Raw genomic sequence first — 16,110 nt, forward strand, 5'->3', positions numbered from 1 at the left:
CAGCGAGGTGAGGCGTGTCGCGGGACGGACGGCACGGATCGTCCGCTCCCCGCTGTCCGTTCGCGGGGCGGTGCGCCCGGCGCCCTACCGGGAGTTCGCGCGCGGAAGGGGAGCGGCGGCAACCTTTCGGCGTCGGGCGGCGACAGGGTGACGTGAAGTCGACCCGCTCTTCCGAACGGACGGACATGAAGGCTACGAGGCACGCCGCGCGACGCCGCAGGAGCAGGCGCGGACCATGGACGACGGTGACCGCGGCGCTGGTCGCCGCGGGCGTTCTCGTCTACCTGGTGACGGCACTGCGTCCGGACGGCGGCAGCGATCCGGGTCGTTCCGTCGCGGCCTCCGCCGCCGACGCCCCGTCAGCCGACGTGTCGCGCGGCCCCTCCGGACCCCCGTCACCCTCCCCGTCCACCACGTCCTCCGCCTCGCCCACGGCGACCCCCGGCGCCGGCCCGTCGAAGACCCCCGCGGCGACTCCGGTGGCGCGCGCGTCCGCGTCGGAGCCCGCGCGGGCGGTCACCGCGGAGGCGCCGTCGGCGGGCCGGATCCGTCCCGGCGTCACCTACCGCGGACTCGCCACCCATTACGACGCCGGGGACGGCGACGGCGCCTGTCTGTTCGGCCCGAGCGACGACCTCATGATCGCGGCGATGAACCACACCGACTACGAGACGTCCAGGGCGTGCGGGGCATACGTCCGGGTCCGTGCGGCGAGCGGCGCCTCCGTCACGGTGAAGGTCACCAACGAGTGCCCGCTGCCCTGCGCTCCCGGCCAACTGGACCTGAGCAAGCAGGCGTTCGCGAAACTGGGCGCACTGTCGGCTGGGGAACTGCCCATCACGTGGACCCTGTTGAGCCCCAGTACCTCCGACACCGTCGCCGTCCGCTACAAGACCGGCTCCACCGAGTACTGGTGCGGCATCCAGGTCGTCGGCCACCGCAACCCGGTGGCGCGGCTGGAGGTCCGGGCGCAGGGAGCGTGGCGTCCGCTGCCCCGCGCCGAGTTCAACTACTTCCTCTCCGAGCAGGGCACCGGCTGCGGAGGCGCCCTCAGGATCACCGACATCTACGGCGAACAGCTCCAGCTCGACGACATCCCCGTGCGCGCGGACGTCCTGCAACCGACCGGGGTCCAGTTCCGGCGGCACTGACGGCAACGGACGATCCCACCACGGGGACAGCCCTTCCCCGACGCGGCGCCGCCCCCTCGTCCCAGGAGGGGCGGCGCGGCGCGCGGTCGCCGTCAGTTCACCCGGTCGCCCGCCGTGACCGGGTGGGCCTCCAGGCCCGGGTCGGCGAGGAGTTCGGCGATCAGTTCCGGCGACCCGCCGACGTAGGTGCTCACCAGGTCCACGTCGCCGCCCAGGCACCAGGCACGGTCGTCGGGCCACCACAGGTCGGGCAGTTCGGCGAACTCGTCCAGCTCGACCGGGCTGACCGCCTCGGTGAGCGTGCCGGACAGGAGCACCTCGTCGCGGCCGGGGGTCTCGAACGAGGGGTACCCGCCGAAGTCCCAGCGGCCGTAGCCGTGCCACAGCCCGAACCAGCAGTTCTCGGCGGTCCGGGTGTGCCGGGCCAGGACGGGGATGAGGGACAGGGCGAGCGCGGGCGGGGTCGGCCCTTCCGCCGGATGCTCGTCCCAGACGCCGGGCAGGCCGTACTCGCAGGCGTTGACGTAGTCGCGGTCCATGCCGATCACCTCGTGCCAGGCGGTGTCGGGTCCCACGGCGCGCCCCAGGGCGGCGGCCACCGTCGCCCATCGCACCGGCCGCTCGTCCAGCGACGCCGGGTGCAGCACCCGGGCGTAGGCGGCGAAGCCGGGCGCGCAGACGCCCGCCACGGTCCCGAAGGCGCCGTAGCCGGGGGCCCGTTCGGTGAGCCACTCGGCGGGGCGCAGATCGGTGGACCGTACGCGCAGGCGCCCGTACCGCTCGGGAGCGGGCTCATGGTGAACCAAGGGATAACAGTCGTCCCCGAGCGGGCCGGGACGGGTTCGCGCGAGAGGGTCCGGGAGGGGTTCGTCGTCCATTCCCCCGACGCTATACGGCGACGGGTCAGGAGCCGGGTCCCGGGTCGGGTCGGACGGGCGCCTCGATCCCGGCCCGTGCCGCCTCCAGCTGGGCGGCGAAGGCGATGCCGAGGAACAGGGCGATCGCGGTGACGTTGGCCCACAGCAGCAGGGCGACGAAGGCGGTGAGCGGCCCGTAGACCGCGCCGAACGAGGCGCTCCGGCCCACGTACAGCGACAGCAGCCAGGTGACCGTGACCCACAGGACCAGGTGCAGCGCGCTGCCGAAGGCGAGCCAGGTGTAGCCGGGCTGCCTGCGGCGCGGAGACCAGCGGAAGATGACGGCGGAGGCGATCCACGCGAGCGCCAGACCCACCGGGATCCGGACCGCGTTCCACCAGCGGTGCCCGCCGGCGCCGGAACCGAGGGTCTCGGCGACGGCGTCGCCGAGCGGCCCGCCGGCCACGAGCGCCACGAACCCGAACACCAGCGGCATGCCGGCCGCGACCGACAGCAGCAGGGCACGTCCGTACTTGCGCGGGAAGGGCCGGTCCCGCTCGATGCCGTAGATGCGGTTCGCGCCGCGCTCGATCTGGGCCATCGCCGAGGCGAGGTTCAGCATCGCGAACCCCAGTCCCAGCCACAGCGCGAGGGTGCTCCACACGTCGCCGTGCGCGCTGCGCCGCGTCCCGGCGAACGCGTCGTCCAGTACGTCGGCACCGGCACCGGGCACGATGTCGCCGAGCGTCATCTCGATGATCCGGCCCACGGAGTCGGTGTGCACGGACGTCGCCAGGCCCACCAGGGCCAGCGTGAAGGGCACCAGTCCGAGCACGACCTGGAAGGCGAGCGCCCGCGCGTTGGTGAAGCCGTCGGCGTACCGGAACCGGGTGAACGAGTCGAGGAACAGGGGGATGCCGCCGTAGCGCCGCAACGCGGTCAGCGCCTCGTCGCCGGACAGCTCCTCCCCGATCATGTCCCTGGTCTGCGGCACGTGGACGGCGGTTCCCATCGCGGACCGGCTCCCCCTGTGTTCGGCCGGAGCTGCCCTCCGGGTCTCTGCCTGTCCGACTGCCCCGGACACCGCACCGTACCCCGGCCCCGGCCCGCGCCGGCCGCCGGGCGGCGCGGGCCGGGGCGAGGGACCCGCAGCCGACGTGGGCGGGACCGGCGTCGGCTGTCGCCGCCGGTCCCGCCGCCGAACTGTCCGCCGCCCCGCGAGGAGCGCCGTGGGGAAGGACGCCTAATCGACCTTGGCCCAGTCGAGTGTGCGTTCCACCGCCTTCTTCCAGCCCGCGTAACCCTCCGCCCGTTGCTCGTCCGACCACTGGGGCTGCCAGCGCTCGGACTCCTGCCAGTGGGTGCGCAGTTCGTCGGTGTCGCGCCAGAAGCCGATCGCCAGTCCGGCCGCGTAGGCGGCGCCGAGCGCGGTGGTCTCGGCGACGACCGGACGGCTGACCGGGACGCCGAGCACGTCGGCCTGGATCTGCATGCACAGGTCGTTGGCCGTCACACCGCCGTCGACCTTCAGCACGTCGAGGTGGACACCGGAGTCCTGCTCCATGGCCTCGACGACGTCACGGCTCTGGTAGCAGATCGACTCCAGGGTCGCCCGGGCCAGATGGCCGTTGTCGTTGTAGCGGGCCAGGCCGACGATCGCGCCGCGGGCGTCGGAGCGCCAGTACGGGGCGAACAGGCCGGAGAACGCCGGGACGAAGTACATGCCGCCGTTGTCCTGGACGGTACGGGCCAGCGTCTCGCTCTCGTCGGCACTGCTGATGATCTTCATCTGGTCGCGCAGCCACTGCACCGCGGACCCGGTGACCGCGATGGAGCCCTCCAGGGCGTAGACCGCCGGCTCGTCGCCGAACCGGTACGCCACCGTGGTGAGCAGCCCGTGCTGCGAACGAACCAGCTCCGTACCGGTGTTGAGGACCAGGAAGTTGCCGGTGCCGTAGGTGTTCTTGGCCTCACCGGGGGCGTAGCAGACCTGTCCCACCGTGGCGGCCTGCTGGTCGCCGAGCACGCCGGTGATGGGGATGGCGGCGCGCAGGGGCCGGGAGGTGCGCGTGACCCCGTACGCCTCGCGGTGGGAGGAGGAGTTGATGGTGGGCAGCATGGCCCGCGGGATCCCGAAGAAGCCCAGCAGTTCGTCGTCCCAGTCCAGGCTCTCCAGGTCCATCAGCATGGTCCGGCTGGCGTTGGTCACGTCGGTGGCGTGGATTCCGCCGTCCGGGCCGCCCGTCAGGTTCCACAGGACCCAGCTGTCGGTGTTGCCGAAGACGGCGTGGCCCTGTTCCGCCGCCTCACGGACCCCGTCGACGTTCTCCAGGATCCACTGGATCTTGCCGGCGGAGAAGTACGTCGCCGGGGGCAGGCCCGCCTTGCGGCGGATGACGTCGCCCTTGCCGGAGCGTTCCAGGGCCGCGGCGATGGAGTCGGTGCGGGTGTCCTGCCAGACGATGGCGTTGTAGTAGGGGCGTCCGTTGCGCGGATCCCACACCACCGTGGTCTCCCGCTGGTTGGTGATGCCGATCGCGGCGAGGTCCTCCGGGGACAGGTTCCCGTGCCGCAGGGCGTTCTGCATCACCGAGTTGGTGCGTTCCCAGATCTCCACGGGATCGTGCTCGACCCATCCGGACCGCGGCAGGATCTGGGCGTGCTCCAACTGGTGCTTCGCCACCTCGTTCCCGGCGTGGTCGAAGATCATGAATCGGGTGCTGGTGGTGCCTTGGTCCACCGCGCCCACGAAGTCAGCCATGGAATGCCGCCTTTGCTGAGGGTGTCAGCGCTCGGAGTCGGGGGCGGGGACGCGGCCGGGGGGTTCGGGCTCCGCCGTCGGCAGGAACCGGCCGATGAACGCCTTGTAGAGGCCGGCGCCGAGCAGACCGCCGATCAGGGGACCGATGATCGGCACCCAGAAGTAGAAGTTCCCGTACTGATCTCGCCACGCTCCGCCGTAGCCGGTGAGGAAGCTGGCCAGCCGGGGGCCGAAGTCACGCGCCGGATTGATCGCGTAGCCGGCGTTGGTGCCCCAGGCCATGCCGATGGCCACGACGATGAGGCCCACGATGAACGGGGCCAGGTTCGCGCCGGGCGGGTTGTTGAGCAGGTCCGTGACGGCCAGGATCAGCAGCAGCAGGATTGCGGTGCCGATGATCTGGTCGCGGAAGGCTCCCCACTCGTGGACCGGCAGGTTGGGGTTGCCGTTGGCGGGGAGTGTGGAGAAGACCCCCTGTGTCTTGATGGTGTGGCCGGGGTCGGCCTTCGCCAGGGCCTCGGTGTAGTTCCACCGGACGATGAGGGCGGCCACGAAGGCGCCCGCCGTCTGCGCCAGCGCGTAGGGCGCGACCTTGCGCCAGGGGAATCCCTTGAACGCCGCGAGCGCGACGGTCACCGCGGGATTGAGATGGGCGCCGCTCAACCGTGCCGCGACGTACACGCCCAGGGTGACGCCGATGCCCCAGGCCCAGGCGATGCTGTCGTGGTTGCCGAGGCCGCCCGGCGGTGTCGTCAGGGCTCCGCCGGCGACCACTTGGGCGACGACGCCGCATCCGAAGAGGATGAGGATCATCGTGCCGGCGAACTCGGCCGACAGCTCGCCGATCAGTCCTGACCTTTTCAGTCGCTCAGCCATGGAAGCTCGCTTCCCGCCGGTCGAAAACCGGCTCCTCGATTACCGAGCCCTCCCGACGACAGCATAAGTCGATAAGCGTGAAATCGCTCGAATGGAGTGATATTGCGGCCGTCCCCCCTTGTCCGCCGCCTCGGGAACGGGCGTGCCGCCTGGTGGACTCGGCTCTTCCGGATAGGGTGTTTTCATGTGACGTATTGCCTGGTGGTTAGGTCGTGCGGTGAACGCTCACCAGACGGCGGGACCGGTGCCCGAACAGCCCTCCACGGCTGTCGGGTACGCGGGTGTGCTGCGCGAACTGCTGCCCATCGCGCTCTGGCGGGAGGACGCGGACGGACGCGTCGTGGAGTGGTCGCTGGCCGCCCAGGACCTGCTCGGCTACCGACCCGAGGACGTCCTCGACCGACCCGCCTCGGACCTGCTGGTCCCCGAGGGCAACGGTGAACTCGCCGACCAGCTGACCCGCCGGGTGCACGCCGGGGAGACCGTCGTCGGCACCCTGTGGGTACGCCACCGCGACGGCCACCAGGTGACGATGGAGATGTGGATCGTGCCGGCCGTCGACCCCCGCGGACGGGCCGGCGCGCTGCTGATCGCCGTGGAGACCTCCCAGGTCCTGCGGATGCGTGACTCACTGGCGGCCCTGGAGAGCCTCTTCCGGCAGTCGCCCATCGGCCTGGCCACCCTCGGCACCGACCTGCGCTTCCTGCGGGCCAACGACGCGCTCGCCCGGATGAACGGCCTCTCCGCCGCCGACCACGTGGGCAAACGCCTGACCGAGGTGGTGCCCGGCGTCAACGCCGCGGCACTGGAGTCGACGATGAGACGGGTCATGGAGCGGGGCACCGCCGTCGTCGACGTCCGCCGCACCGGACGCACCGCGTCGGACCCGCACCACGACCGGACCTGGTCCTGCTCCTACGCCCCCCTCGTCGACGGCGCCGGCCGGACCCTGGGCGTGATCGCGTCCCTCATCGACATCACCGAGAGCCAGCGCGCCGAGGCCGACGCCGAACGGGCCAGACGCCGCTTCGCCCTGCTGGCCGAGGCGGGCACCCGCATCGGCACCACCCTGGACCTGCGGCAGACCGCCGAGGAGATCGTGCAGATGCTGGTGCCCCAGCTCGCCGACTCCGCCGATGTGCAGATCCTCGAAGAGGTCATGCAGCCCGACGAGTCCGCCGCCACCACCCGCGGCGTGGTCCGGCGCATGGCCGCCCACTTCCCCGACCCCTCCGCACCCACGGCGAGACTCCTGCCGGGCATGACGTCCCAGATCCCGCGCGGCTCCCTGTACGAGCGGGTCATCACCGAAGGGCGTCCCACGAACCTGTACCGCTCCGACGTCCCCGCGCTGGTCACCGAGCCCCGCTCCGACCGGCTGCGCGCGTACCTCATGGGCCTCGGCTCCGCGCGGCTGATCCCCCTGGTGGCTCGCGGCAAGGTGCTCGGCGCGGTCATCGTGACCCGGCTGCGCAGCCGCGAACCCTTCGACGAGCAGGACTGCGTCCTCATCGACGAACTGGCCGCCCGCGCCGCCCTGAACATCGACAACGCCCTCATGTACACCCGCCAGCGCGCGGCGGCCCTCACCCTTCAGCGCAGCCTGACCAACAACGCGCTGCCCGCCGTCCCCGGCCTCGAACTCACCGGACGGTACCTGCCGGCCAGCGAACACGACGTCGGCGGCGACTGGTTCGACGTCATCACCCTGCCCGAAGGCAGGACCGGCCTGGTCATCGGGGACGTCATGGGTCACGGGATCCACGCCGCGGCCGTCATGGGCCAGCTCCGCACGGCGGTGCGCGCGCTCGCCCGGCACGACATCCATCCGGCCCGCCTGCTCCGCTCACTGGACGCCGTCGTGGCGGACATGGGCGAGGACGAGATGGCGACCTGTGTCTACGCCGTCCACGATCCCGCGTCCGGCGGATGCCTGGTCGCCCGAGCCGGCCACCCGCCGCCGGCCGTGATGGCGCCGGACGGGTCGATCACGTTCCTCGACGGCCCGCCGGGCACCCCGCTGGGGACGGGAGGGCACGAGTTCCGCACCGAAGAGGTCCCGCTTCCGCCGGGCAGCCTGCTCGTCCTGTACACGGACGGCCTCGTCGAAGCCCGCGGCCGGGACCTCGACCAGGGCCTCGACCGGCTCGCCCGGGCCCTGCGGACGCCCGGACACTCCCTCGCGACACTCTGCGACGACGTCCTCGGCCAGATGCTGCCGCACCCCGCGCAGGACGACGTCGCCATCCTCATGGCCCGTCCGCAGTAGGCGGGCTGCTCCGCGTCGGGCCCGTCCCCGTCGGGGCCGGGCGTGCGCCGGTGCCGCGCCGGGAGTGCGCCGGTGTCGTCGGGCCCGCGGCGGGGTCGGCCGCGGTGCCGCACGCGGGCGGAGGGTGTCCGTGCATCCGGCGGTGCGGGTCTCTCGCCCGAGGCCCGGTGGATCGTAGGACACCACAAGGACAACTACCGGCGTCTGCAACGCGCGAAGGCGAGCTGGGACCCACGACGTCTTCCGCCACCGCCAGTCCGTCCGCCCGCAGAAGGCCACCCAGGGGTGACCGGGGCCGCCGCGCCGACCGGTCAGGCCTCGTACTCGGTGAGGTCGATGGCGTGAACGCCCAGCGGGAAGTCGTACACCGGGTGGGTGGTCACCCGCTCCGGCACCATGCCGAGCTTGCGGATGACGTTCTCGGAGGCCTCGTCGCCCACCCGGCAGATGCTGACGACCCGCTCCAGGCCACGGTCCTGGAGCGCGAACTCCAGCGTGGCCTGCGCGGCTTCGGAGGCGTAGCCCTGGCCCCAGAACGGTGAACCGAGCCGCCAGCTGATCGCCACCTCGGCGGCCATCTCGGGCAGGAACCCGGGCACCGACAGGCCGGTGAAGCCGGCCAGCTCGCCCGAGGCCAGCAACTCGACCGCGAAGAGGCCGAAGCCCTCCTCGTCCCACTCCTCCTCCCACCGCTCGATGGCCCGCGCGGTCGCGTCCAGGTCGAGGACCGAGCCGTCGTCGACCCAGCGCATCACCTCGGGGTCCGCGTTGATCTCGGCCATGGGTGCCAGGTCGTCGTCGTGCCAGCGACGCAGGATGAGGCGGGGGGTGCGGATCTCGGTCATGGGGCCATCCTGCCCAAGGCATGGCCCGGACCGGTAATCAGCGTCCTCCCAGCCGTTTCGGCCGGTCGCCCGCTCGATGAGCGCGATGATCCGCGCCTTCGTGTCGGCGGTCGGCCCCGTCAGCGGGTAGGAGGCGGGCCACGGGGTGCCCGCGTGGAGGTTCGCCGATCCGCGGCGGCACACCGCGGGCACTCTTGGGCGGCGACGTGGCACGGCAGCGCGCCGCCGCGGCGGCCTTCGAGGCGGCGGGGTGCCCGTACCAGGCGGCACGCACGCTGGTGCCGGCCGACCCGGCTGACCCGGCCGACCCGGCTGACCCGGCCGGCGGGAGGCCGGCAGCAGGGCACTGGCCGAACTCGGCCGGCCTGACGGGCGGCTGAAGGCCCTGAGGCGGGTGACCGGCCGAACTCCTCACCGGCACGCGGGGCGACGGGCAGACTCCTCACCGGCATCCCCGGGTGACCGGCCGGACCCCTCACCGGCACGCGGGGCGACGGGCAGACTCCTCACCGGCATCCCCGGGTGACCGGCCGAACTCCTCACCGGCACGCGGGGCGACGGGCAGGACTCCTCACCGGCATCCCGGCGACCGGCCGACGGTCATCTCACCCACCGCGGCGACCCACCGCGGCGAAGGGTGACCCGCAGGGACCGCACCCCGCGTCAGCGAGGAGTCGCGACGGACCCGGACGGCCGGTCCTGGGTCTCGCCCAGCAGGCGGCGTACGGCGTCGGCGGCCCGGTCGCGGTCGTCCGGTACCAGGCCGATGCGGGTGCGTCGGTCGAGGAGGTCGGCCTCGTCGAGGGCGCCTTCGTGGCGCACGGCCCACACCAGTTCGGCGCCCGTGACGGGGTGGCCCGGAAGGACCGGGTCGGCGAGGTGCGGCCGGGCGTCCGCGAGGGCCTGGACGGCCGGTGCCTCCGTGCCGTACCGCTGGACGAGACGGCGGGGTGCGGCGACGGTCCGGAGTGTCCGTGGGGGCGCCGCGCCGACGAGGGGAAGGCGGGCCGTGCGGCAGGGGGCGGCGGGCAGGTTGCCCGAGGCCACCGCGGCGTCGACCGCGTCCTGGGCCATCCGCCGGTAGGTGGTGAGTTTGCCGCCGACCACCGTGACGACGCCGTCGTCCTGGCCGATGACCGCGTGCCGTCGGGAGATGTCCGAGGTGCGGCCCGGGTCCGCCGAGTCCAGGAGCGGGCGCAGTCCCGCGAAGGCGCCGACGACGTCGGAGCGGTGCACGGGGGTGTCGAGCACGCAGCCGAGGACGTCGAGGAGGAAGCCGATGTCCGACTCGGGCGCGCCCGGGACGTCGGGCAGGTCGCCCTCGACGGGTTCGTCCGTGAGCCCGACGTAGACGCGGCCGTCGCCCTGGGGGAGGACGAGGACGAAGCGGTTCGTCTCGCCGGGGATCGGGACGTGCAGTCCGGCCGGGAGCGCGCCGAGGCGCTCGGAGCGCAGGACGAGGTGGGTGCCGCGTGACGGCCGGATGCGGACGCCGTCGACCAGGCGGCCGGCCCAGACGCCGGAGGCGTTGACGACCGTGCGGGCCCGGATCTCGCCCTCCTCCCCGGTCAGTTCGTCGCGGACCACGGCTCCGGAACCGGTGAGCCGTAGCGCTCGGACCCGGGTGAGGACGCGGGCGCCGTGGGCGGCGGCGGTCCGGGCCAGGGCGGTGACCAGGCGGGCGTCGTCGGTCACCTTGCCGTCCCAGGACAGCAGGCCGCCGCGCAGCCCGTCGGCGCGTACCGCCGGGGCGAGGTGGCGGGCCTCCGTCGCCGAGAGGCGGCGGGGTGCCGGCAGGGTCGACCGTGCGGTGCGGGCGGCCAGCCGCAGGGCGTCCCCGGCGCGGAAGCCGGCCCAGGCCAGGGCGGCCTGGCCGCGCGAGACCAGCGGGGTGAGCGGCAGCACGAAGGGTTCGGCGTGGACCAGGTGCGGGGCGGTGTGTTCCATGAGCAGCCCGCGCTCCACCGCGCTCTCGTGGGCGACGTCGAACTGCGCGGAGGCGAGGTAGCGCAGGCCGCCGTGAATGAGCTTGGAGCTCCAGCGGGAGGTGCCGAAGGCGAGGTCGTGGGCGTCGACGGCGGCGACCGTCAGTCCCCGTGCGGCCGCGTCGAGGGCGGCGCCGGCACCGGTCGCGCCCAGCCCGACGACCAGGACGTCCACCCTCGGGCCGCCCACCGTCGCGGCGAGTTCCCGCGAGCGGCGGGCGGCCGACAGCGAGGAGGAGCCGGGGGGCGGGGCGGGAGCGCTGGTGCGGCTCATGGCGTGAGGGTCCTCTCCAGAAGGGTCCGCAACTCGCCGAGGAAGGCCGCGGAGTCGAGGTCCGGGTCGTTCTCGTCGGTCATGGTCCGCAGCGACAGGGTGAACGACTGGACGACGAGCAGCAGGGAGCGGGCCTGCCGCTCCGGATGGCCGGGGCGCACCGAGCCGTCGGCGTGGCCCTCCCGCAGCCCGTCGGCGAGCAGCTTCAGCAGTGCCTCCTGACTCGCCCCGCGCCGGTCGAGGACGTAGGGGAGCAGGAGTTCGGGGTCCACGTCGACGATCTTGCGGAACAGGGGGTGCTCGCGGAAGGCGGCCACTCCCGCCACCAAGCCGTCGACGAGAAGGGTGCGGGCGGCGGTGTCCGGGCGGCGTTCGGGCATGGCGCCGGTGGCCACGCCGACCCATTCGCGGGTCATGAGGTCTCCGACCAGGGAGCGGACGTCCGGCCAGCGCCGGTAGAGGGTCATGCGGGAGACCCCCGCCCGGCGGGCCACGTCGGTGAGTGTCGTCCGGCGGACTCCGACGGCCAGGACGCAGTCGCGCACCGCGTCGAGCACCGCGTCTCCATCCGACTGGTTGTGACGAATAGGCGTCATGTGTAACAGTGTAACGCCCCGTGGGGGCCGTAACGAGACGGCGTCCCGCACCGCCGACCGGGAGGACGACACCGATGGACATGCTGTGGAGCGGCTGGGGCGATCCGGCCGCGGCGACGGCGCTGCCCGACACGGTGGCCGGGCTGCTGCACGACCTGCTCGGCGTCCAGCCGTGTACCGCCGCCCCGGTGACGCTCGACCGGATCGCCGTCCCCGCCGCCCCGCTCGACGCCGGGACGCGCGCCGCCCTGCTGGCCGCCGTCGGCGGATCCGCCGAGCACGTCCGCACCGACGCCGAGGCCCGCATCCGGCACACCCGCGGCAAGTCCACCCCCGACCTGCTGCGCATCCGCGACGGCGAGGTCGACGACCTCCCGGCGGCCGTGGTGCTGCCCGCCGGACACGACGAGGTTCTCGCCGTGCTGCGGACCTGCGCCGCCCACGGGCTGGCGGCCGTGCCGTTCGGCGGCGGCACCTCGGTCGTCGGCGGCCTCGCCCCCGCCCGGCGCGGCGCCTTCGTCGCCCTCGACCTGCGCCGCATGGACGGCCTGTCGGCCGTCGACCCGGTCTCGCGGACCGCCACCCTCCAGGCCGGACTGCGCGCCCCGCGGGCCGAGGCACTGCTCGCCGAACACGGCTTCACCCTCGGCCACTTCCCCCAGTCCTACGAGTGGGCCACCATCGGCGGATTCGCCGCCACCCGCTCCAGCGGCCAGGCCTCCGCCGGCTACGGCCGCTTCGACGACATGGTCCTCGGCCTCACCCTCGCCACCCCCGAGGGCACCGTCGAGACCGGCCGCGCCCCACGCTCGGCGGCCGGCCCCGACCTGCGCCAACTCCTGCTCGGCTCGGAGGGCGCGTTCGGCGTGATCACCTCGGTCACCGTGCGCGTCCGTCCCGTGCCCCGCACCCGCGTCCACGACGGCTGGCGCTTCCCGACCTTCCGGCAGGGCACCGACGCGCTGCGGAGGCTCGCCCAGGACGGGCCCCGCCCGACGGTGCTGCGCCTGTCCGACGAGACGGAGACCCTCGTCGGCCTGGCCCAGCCCGACGCCATCGGCTCCGGTCTCGCGCGGCAGAACGCCGGCTGCCTGGCCGTCGTGGGCTTCGAGGGCACCGAGGAGGACACCGCCCACCGCCGGGCCGCGGCGACCGCCGTGCTACGGGAGGCGGGCGGGGAGCCGCTGGGCGAGGAGCCGGGCCGCCGCTGGGCCCGCGGCCGCTACTCCGCCCCCTATCTCAGGGACGCGCTGCTCGACGCGGGCGCCTTCGTCGAGACCCTGGAGACCGCCGCGTTCTGGTCCCGCCTGCCCGAGCTGTACGCCGCCGTCGGCACCGCCCTGACCACGACACTCACCGACGCGGGCACCCCGCCCCTGGTCATGTGCCACGTCTCGCACGTCTACGAGAACGGCGCCTCGCTCTACTTCACGGTCGTCAGCGCCCAGGGCGACGACCCCCTCGCCTCTTGGACCCGCGCCAAGCACGCCGCCAACGACGCGATCCTCGCCGCCGGCGGCACCATCACCCACCACCACGGAGTGGGCACCGACCACCGCGACTGGTACGTACGCGAGGTGGGTGACCTGGCCGTCGACGCCCTGCGAGCCGTCAAACGACGCCTCGACCCGGCCGGGGTGCTCAACCCGGGCGTCCTGCTTCCCGCAGACTGAACGCACCACCTGTGGCCGCGTTCCCCGCCGAAGCGGCCCCGCCCGGCACCGCGGCACCGCTTCCCTGCCCGCCTGGCCGACCCCTTCCCGTCCGCTCGTACGACCCGGTCTGCCCGCCTTCCCGCCGACGGCACCGACCCGGCGCTCCACCTCTTCCGCCCGTTCAGCCCGCTCACCCGTTCACTCGCTCACTTGCTGGCCCGCTCACTCACTGGCCCGCTGGCCCGCTCCACCGCTGATTCGCTCAACCGCTGATCCGCTCACCGTCGACCGCCCGGAGGCCCACCCGATGCGACAGTTCACGGCCGTCGTCAACCCCACCGCAGGCGCAGCCACGGGTGCGGCAGCCCTCCTCGGGGTGGCCCGGCTGCTGCGCGAGGCGGGCGCCGACCTGGAGACCGCCTACAGCCAGAGCCTGCGACACGCCCAGGAACTCGCCCGGACCGCCGGGGAACGCGGGCGGATCGTGCTGGCGGTCGGCGGCGACGGCATCACCGGCGCCATCGGCGGAGCCCTCAGCGGCACCGACGCGGTCCTCGGCCTGATACCGGCCGGCCGAGGCAACGACTTCGCCCGCGCGCTGGCACTGCCCACCGAGGGGGACGCCCTGGCCCGGGTCCTGCTCGAGGCCGAGCCGCGCCCCGTCGACACCATCGAGGTGCGCTCGGCGGTCCACGACCGCACCGTCGTCCTCGGCAGCGTCTACGCGGGAGTCGACGCGCTCGCCAACCGCCACGCCAACCACGCCGGACTGCTGCGGGGGGCCGCCGCCTACTACGCCGGAGGCCTCCGCGCGGTGGCCGGGTGGCGTCCCGCCCGGTACCGCGTCACGGTCGACGGCGTCGAGCACGCTCACCACGGCTACACCGTCGTCGCGGCCAACTCCGGCTTCTACGGCTCGGGCCGCGTCATCGCCCCCGACGCCAGGATCGACGACGGACTGCTGGACATCGTGCTGATCCGGCACGCCCCGCGGCACCTGTTCTTCGCCCTGATGAACGAACTCAAGGCCGGCACCCACGTCCGCCGCCCCGAGGTGAGCGTCCTGCGCGGCACCCAGGTCCGCGTCGAGGCCGACCGCGGCGTCCCCTACGGCGCCGACGGCGAGGTCGAGGCCGAACTGCCCGTCACCGCCACGGTCCTCCCCGGCGCGCTGCGCGCACTGTACTGAGCCCTGCCCCCGAGGCCCGTCGGCCCAGGTGGGGGAGCGGGCCGCCGGTGCGCACGGCACGGCGGCACCGCATGCCCCTTGCGCGCACCGCCCCACCGACTTACCTGTTTGCCGACTTACCGACCCAGGGCTTGCCGACCCAGGACTCACCGGCCTACGGCTCGCCGACGTACCGGCTCAGCGGCGCGGGGTGGGCGCCGGCGCGGTCGGCACCGGGACCGCCGGGCCGGTCCGGCGCCCCGGGACGGCCAGCGCCGCCGCCGCTCCGGCCAGCGACAGCGCCCCGCTGACCGCCATCGACGCGGCGAACCCGTCGGCGAACTCGGCCGGTCCCCCGTAACCGCCCGCCTCGCTGAACGCGAGGGCCAGTACGGCGACCCCGAACACCCCGCCGAGTTGGCGCCCGGTGTTGAAGACCCCGGACGCCTTGCCGAGCTGCTCCGGCGCGACCGCGTTCAGGACGGCGGTCTGGGCGGCGGGCATCGCCATGCTCACGCCCGTCCCGGCGAGGAGCATCGGAGCGACCAACGCCCCGTACGGCACGGACGGCGTGGCGGCGAGCGCGAGCCACGCCATCCCGGCCGCCTGGAGGGTGAGCCCGAGCACGGCCAGTGGCCGCGCGCCGACCCGGTTGGTCACCCTGCCCGCCAGGGGCGCCACGACCGTGACCGCCGCCGTCCAGGCCAGCAGGTGCACTCCGGCGGCCAGCGGAGTGTCCCCGCGCCCCGTCTGGAAGTACTGCGCCGTGAAGAACAGGGACCCGTAGAGCGAGGCGTACAGGAACATCCCGGCGGTGTTGCCGGCCGCGAAGCCGGGGAGCCGGAACAGGGCGAGAGGCATCATCGGCCGCTCGGCGACCCGCTGCCAGGCCACGAACGCCACCGCGCAGACCACGCCCGCGCCCAGTGCGCCGACGACCTCGGCGCCGCCCCATCCGGCGGCGTGCGAGCGGACCAGCCCCCACACCAGCCCGAGCGCGGCACCGGTCACCAGCACCAGCCCGCCGACGTCCACGCGGCCCCGGTCGCCCCGGCTCTCCGGGACCCGGCGCAGGACCAGCGGGACGACGGCCAGACCGATCGGCAGGTTGAGCCAGAAGATCCACTGCCAGGCCAGTCCCTGCGTGACGGCACCGCCCACCACCGGTCCCGCCACCACCGCGAGCCCGGTCAGCCCGGCGAACAGACCCAGTGCCCTCGGCCGGTCCGGCGGCGGATAGACGGAGCTGAGCAGCGCCATCGCCAGCGGCATCACCAGTGCCGCCCCGGCGCCCTGCACCGCCCGTGCCGTGATCAGCCAGCCCACGCCCGGCGCGAGCGCACAGGCCACCGAGGCCGCCGTGAACAGCGCCAGCCCGGCGGTGAAGACCCGCCGCCGTCCGAACCGGTCGCCCAGCACGGACCCGGTCATCAGCAGCACGGCGAAGCTCAGGCTGTAGGCGTTCACCGTCCATGCGAGTTGTTCGATCGAGGTGCCGAGATCCAGCCGGATCCGGCTCAGTGCCGTCGTCACCACGGTGGCGTCCAGCGCCACCATCACCGAGGCCGCGGAGGTGAGCCCCAGAACCCATTTTCTGTCCATGTCGGTATGGACCGGCGGCGGCGCCCGATCGGCCGGGCGACGGCCGATGAATTCCGGCGGCCACAGGTGTC

General features: G+C 73.8%; 12 protein-coding genes. 4 read left to right on the top strand and 8 right to left on the bottom strand.

The window, feature by feature from the left end; translation table 11 throughout:
- The first annotated feature begins 185 nt into the window (after positions 1-185).
- On the top strand, positions 186-1,151 hold the full coding sequence (locus tag ACFYO5_RS21415) for an expansin EXLX1 family cellulose-binding protein (RefSeq protein WP_388710772.1): 966 nt from the start codon (positions 186-188) through the stop codon (positions 1,149-1,151).
- A gap of 92 nt (positions 1,152-1,243) precedes the next feature.
- Here the strand turns inward: ACFYO5_RS21415 and ACFYO5_RS21420 are convergent, their stop codons facing one another.
- From ACFYO5_RS21420 to ACFYO5_RS21435, 4 genes are all read right to left on the bottom strand, one after another.
- Positions 1,244-1,957 carry a hypothetical protein gene (locus tag ACFYO5_RS21420; RefSeq protein WP_356570020.1) on the bottom strand — a complete coding sequence of 238 codons (714 nt, stop codon included), beginning with the start codon at positions 1,955-1,957 and terminating at the stop codon, positions 1,244-1,246.
- A 97-nt stretch (positions 1,958-2,054) separates the two neighbouring features.
- Complete coding sequence (locus tag ACFYO5_RS21425; RefSeq protein WP_356570019.1) at positions 2,055-3,020, bottom strand: YihY/virulence factor BrkB family protein; 966 nt, start codon at positions 3,018-3,020, stop codon at positions 2,055-2,057.
- A gap of 231 nt (positions 3,021-3,251) precedes the next feature.
- Positions 3,252-4,769 (bottom strand): glycerol kinase GlpK, encoded by a 1,518-nt coding sequence (gene glpK, locus ACFYO5_RS21430; RefSeq protein WP_388710776.1) that lies wholly within the window; start codon positions 4,767-4,769, stop codon positions 3,252-3,254.
- A gap of 24 nt (positions 4,770-4,793) precedes the next feature.
- A complete protein-coding gene (locus tag ACFYO5_RS21435) occupies positions 4,794-5,645 on the bottom strand; it encodes an MIP/aquaporin family protein (RefSeq protein ID WP_388710779.1) in 852 nt (283 codons plus the stop codon).
- Positions 5,646-5,862: 217 nt separating this feature from the next.
- On the opposite strand from ACFYO5_RS21435, the gene ACFYO5_RS21440 reads away from it, so the two are divergent.
- Positions 5,863-7,914: a SpoIIE family protein phosphatase gene (locus ACFYO5_RS21440; RefSeq protein WP_388710782.1), complete on the top strand. Its 2,052-nt coding sequence runs from the start codon at positions 5,863-5,865 to the stop codon at positions 7,912-7,914.
- 311 nt (positions 7,915-8,225) lie between these two features.
- On the opposite strand, the gene ACFYO5_RS21445 is transcribed toward ACFYO5_RS21440, so the two are convergent.
- From ACFYO5_RS21445 to ACFYO5_RS21455, 3 genes are all read right to left on the bottom strand, one after another.
- On the bottom strand, positions 8,226-8,759 hold the full coding sequence (locus ACFYO5_RS21445; protein ID WP_388710785.1) for a GNAT family N-acetyltransferase: 534 nt from the start codon (positions 8,757-8,759) through the stop codon (positions 8,226-8,228).
- Between the two features lie 663 nt (positions 8,760-9,422).
- The gene (locus ACFYO5_RS21450; protein ID WP_388710788.1) at positions 9,423-11,018 is read right to left on the bottom strand and encodes a glycerol-3-phosphate dehydrogenase/oxidase; all 1,596 of its coding nucleotides are present in this window, start codon (positions 11,016-11,018) and stop codon (positions 9,423-9,425) included.
- Complete coding sequence (locus ACFYO5_RS21455; protein WP_388710791.1) at positions 11,015-11,614, bottom strand: TetR/AcrR family transcriptional regulator; 600 nt, start codon at positions 11,612-11,614, stop codon at positions 11,015-11,017. The genes ACFYO5_RS21450 and ACFYO5_RS21455 overlap by 4 nt, the downstream gene beginning before the upstream one ends.
- Positions 11,615-11,688: 74 nt before the next feature.
- On the opposite strand from ACFYO5_RS21455, the gene ACFYO5_RS21460 reads away from it, so the two are divergent.
- Together ACFYO5_RS21460 and ACFYO5_RS21465 are read left to right on the top strand one after the other, a co-directional pair.
- Complete coding sequence (locus ACFYO5_RS21460) at positions 11,689-13,287, top strand: FAD-binding oxidoreductase (RefSeq protein ID WP_388710794.1); 1,599 nt, start codon at positions 11,689-11,691, stop codon at positions 13,285-13,287.
- Positions 13,288-13,576: 289 nt separating this feature from the next.
- Positions 13,577-14,458, top strand: coding sequence for a YegS/Rv2252/BmrU family lipid kinase (locus tag ACFYO5_RS21465; RefSeq protein ID WP_388710797.1), 882 nt, complete (start codon positions 13,577-13,579; stop codon positions 14,456-14,458).
- Between the two features lie 177 nt (positions 14,459-14,635).
- Here the strand turns inward: ACFYO5_RS21465 and ACFYO5_RS21470 are convergent, their stop codons facing one another.
- Entirely contained in the window at positions 14,636-16,039 is a 1,404-nt protein-coding gene (locus tag ACFYO5_RS21470) for a DHA2 family efflux MFS transporter permease subunit (RefSeq protein WP_388710799.1), read from the bottom strand.
- Positions 16,040-16,110 lie beyond the last annotated feature (71 nt).

Source organism: Streptomyces sp. NPDC006259, from assembly GCF_042870975.1.
In the GTDB taxonomy this organism is placed as follows: Bacteria; Actinomycetota; Actinomycetes; order Streptomycetales; family Streptomycetaceae; genus Streptomyces.

Bases quoted from the DNA above. Each gene is read 5' to 3' on its own strand.
- ACFYO5_RS21415 (WP_388710772.1), top strand. From the start codon at position 186: ATGAAGGCTACGAGGCACGCCGCGCGACGCCGCAGGAGCAGGCGCGGA.
- ACFYO5_RS21425 (WP_356570019.1), bottom strand. From the start codon at position 3,020: ATGGGAACCGCCGTCCACGTGCCGCAGACCAGGGACATGATCGGGGAG.
- glpK (WP_388710776.1), bottom strand. From the start codon at position 4,769: ATGGCTGACTTCGTGGGCGCGGTGGACCAAGGCACCACCAGCACCCGA.
- ACFYO5_RS21435 (WP_388710779.1), bottom strand. From the start codon at position 5,645: ATGGCTGAGCGACTGAAAAGGTCAGGACTGATCGGCGAGCTGTCGGCC.
- ACFYO5_RS21445 (WP_388710785.1), bottom strand. From the start codon at position 8,759: ATGACCGAGATCCGCACCCCCCGCCTCATCCTGCGTCGCTGGCACGAC.
- ACFYO5_RS21450 (WP_388710788.1), bottom strand. From the start codon at position 11,018: ATGAGCCGCACCAGCGCTCCCGCCCCGCCCCCCGGCTCCTCCTCGCTG.
- ACFYO5_RS21455 (WP_388710791.1), bottom strand. From the start codon at position 11,614: ATGACGCCTATTCGTCACAACCAGTCGGATGGAGACGCGGTGCTCGAC.
- ACFYO5_RS21460 (WP_388710794.1), top strand. From the start codon at position 11,689: ATGGACATGCTGTGGAGCGGCTGGGGCGATCCGGCCGCGGCGACGGCG.
- ACFYO5_RS21465 (WP_388710797.1), top strand. From the start codon at position 13,577: ATGCGACAGTTCACGGCCGTCGTCAACCCCACCGCAGGCGCAGCCACG.
- ACFYO5_RS21470 (WP_388710799.1), bottom strand. From the start codon at position 16,039: ATGGACAGAAAATGGGTTCTGGGGCTCACCTCCGCGGCCTCGGTGATG.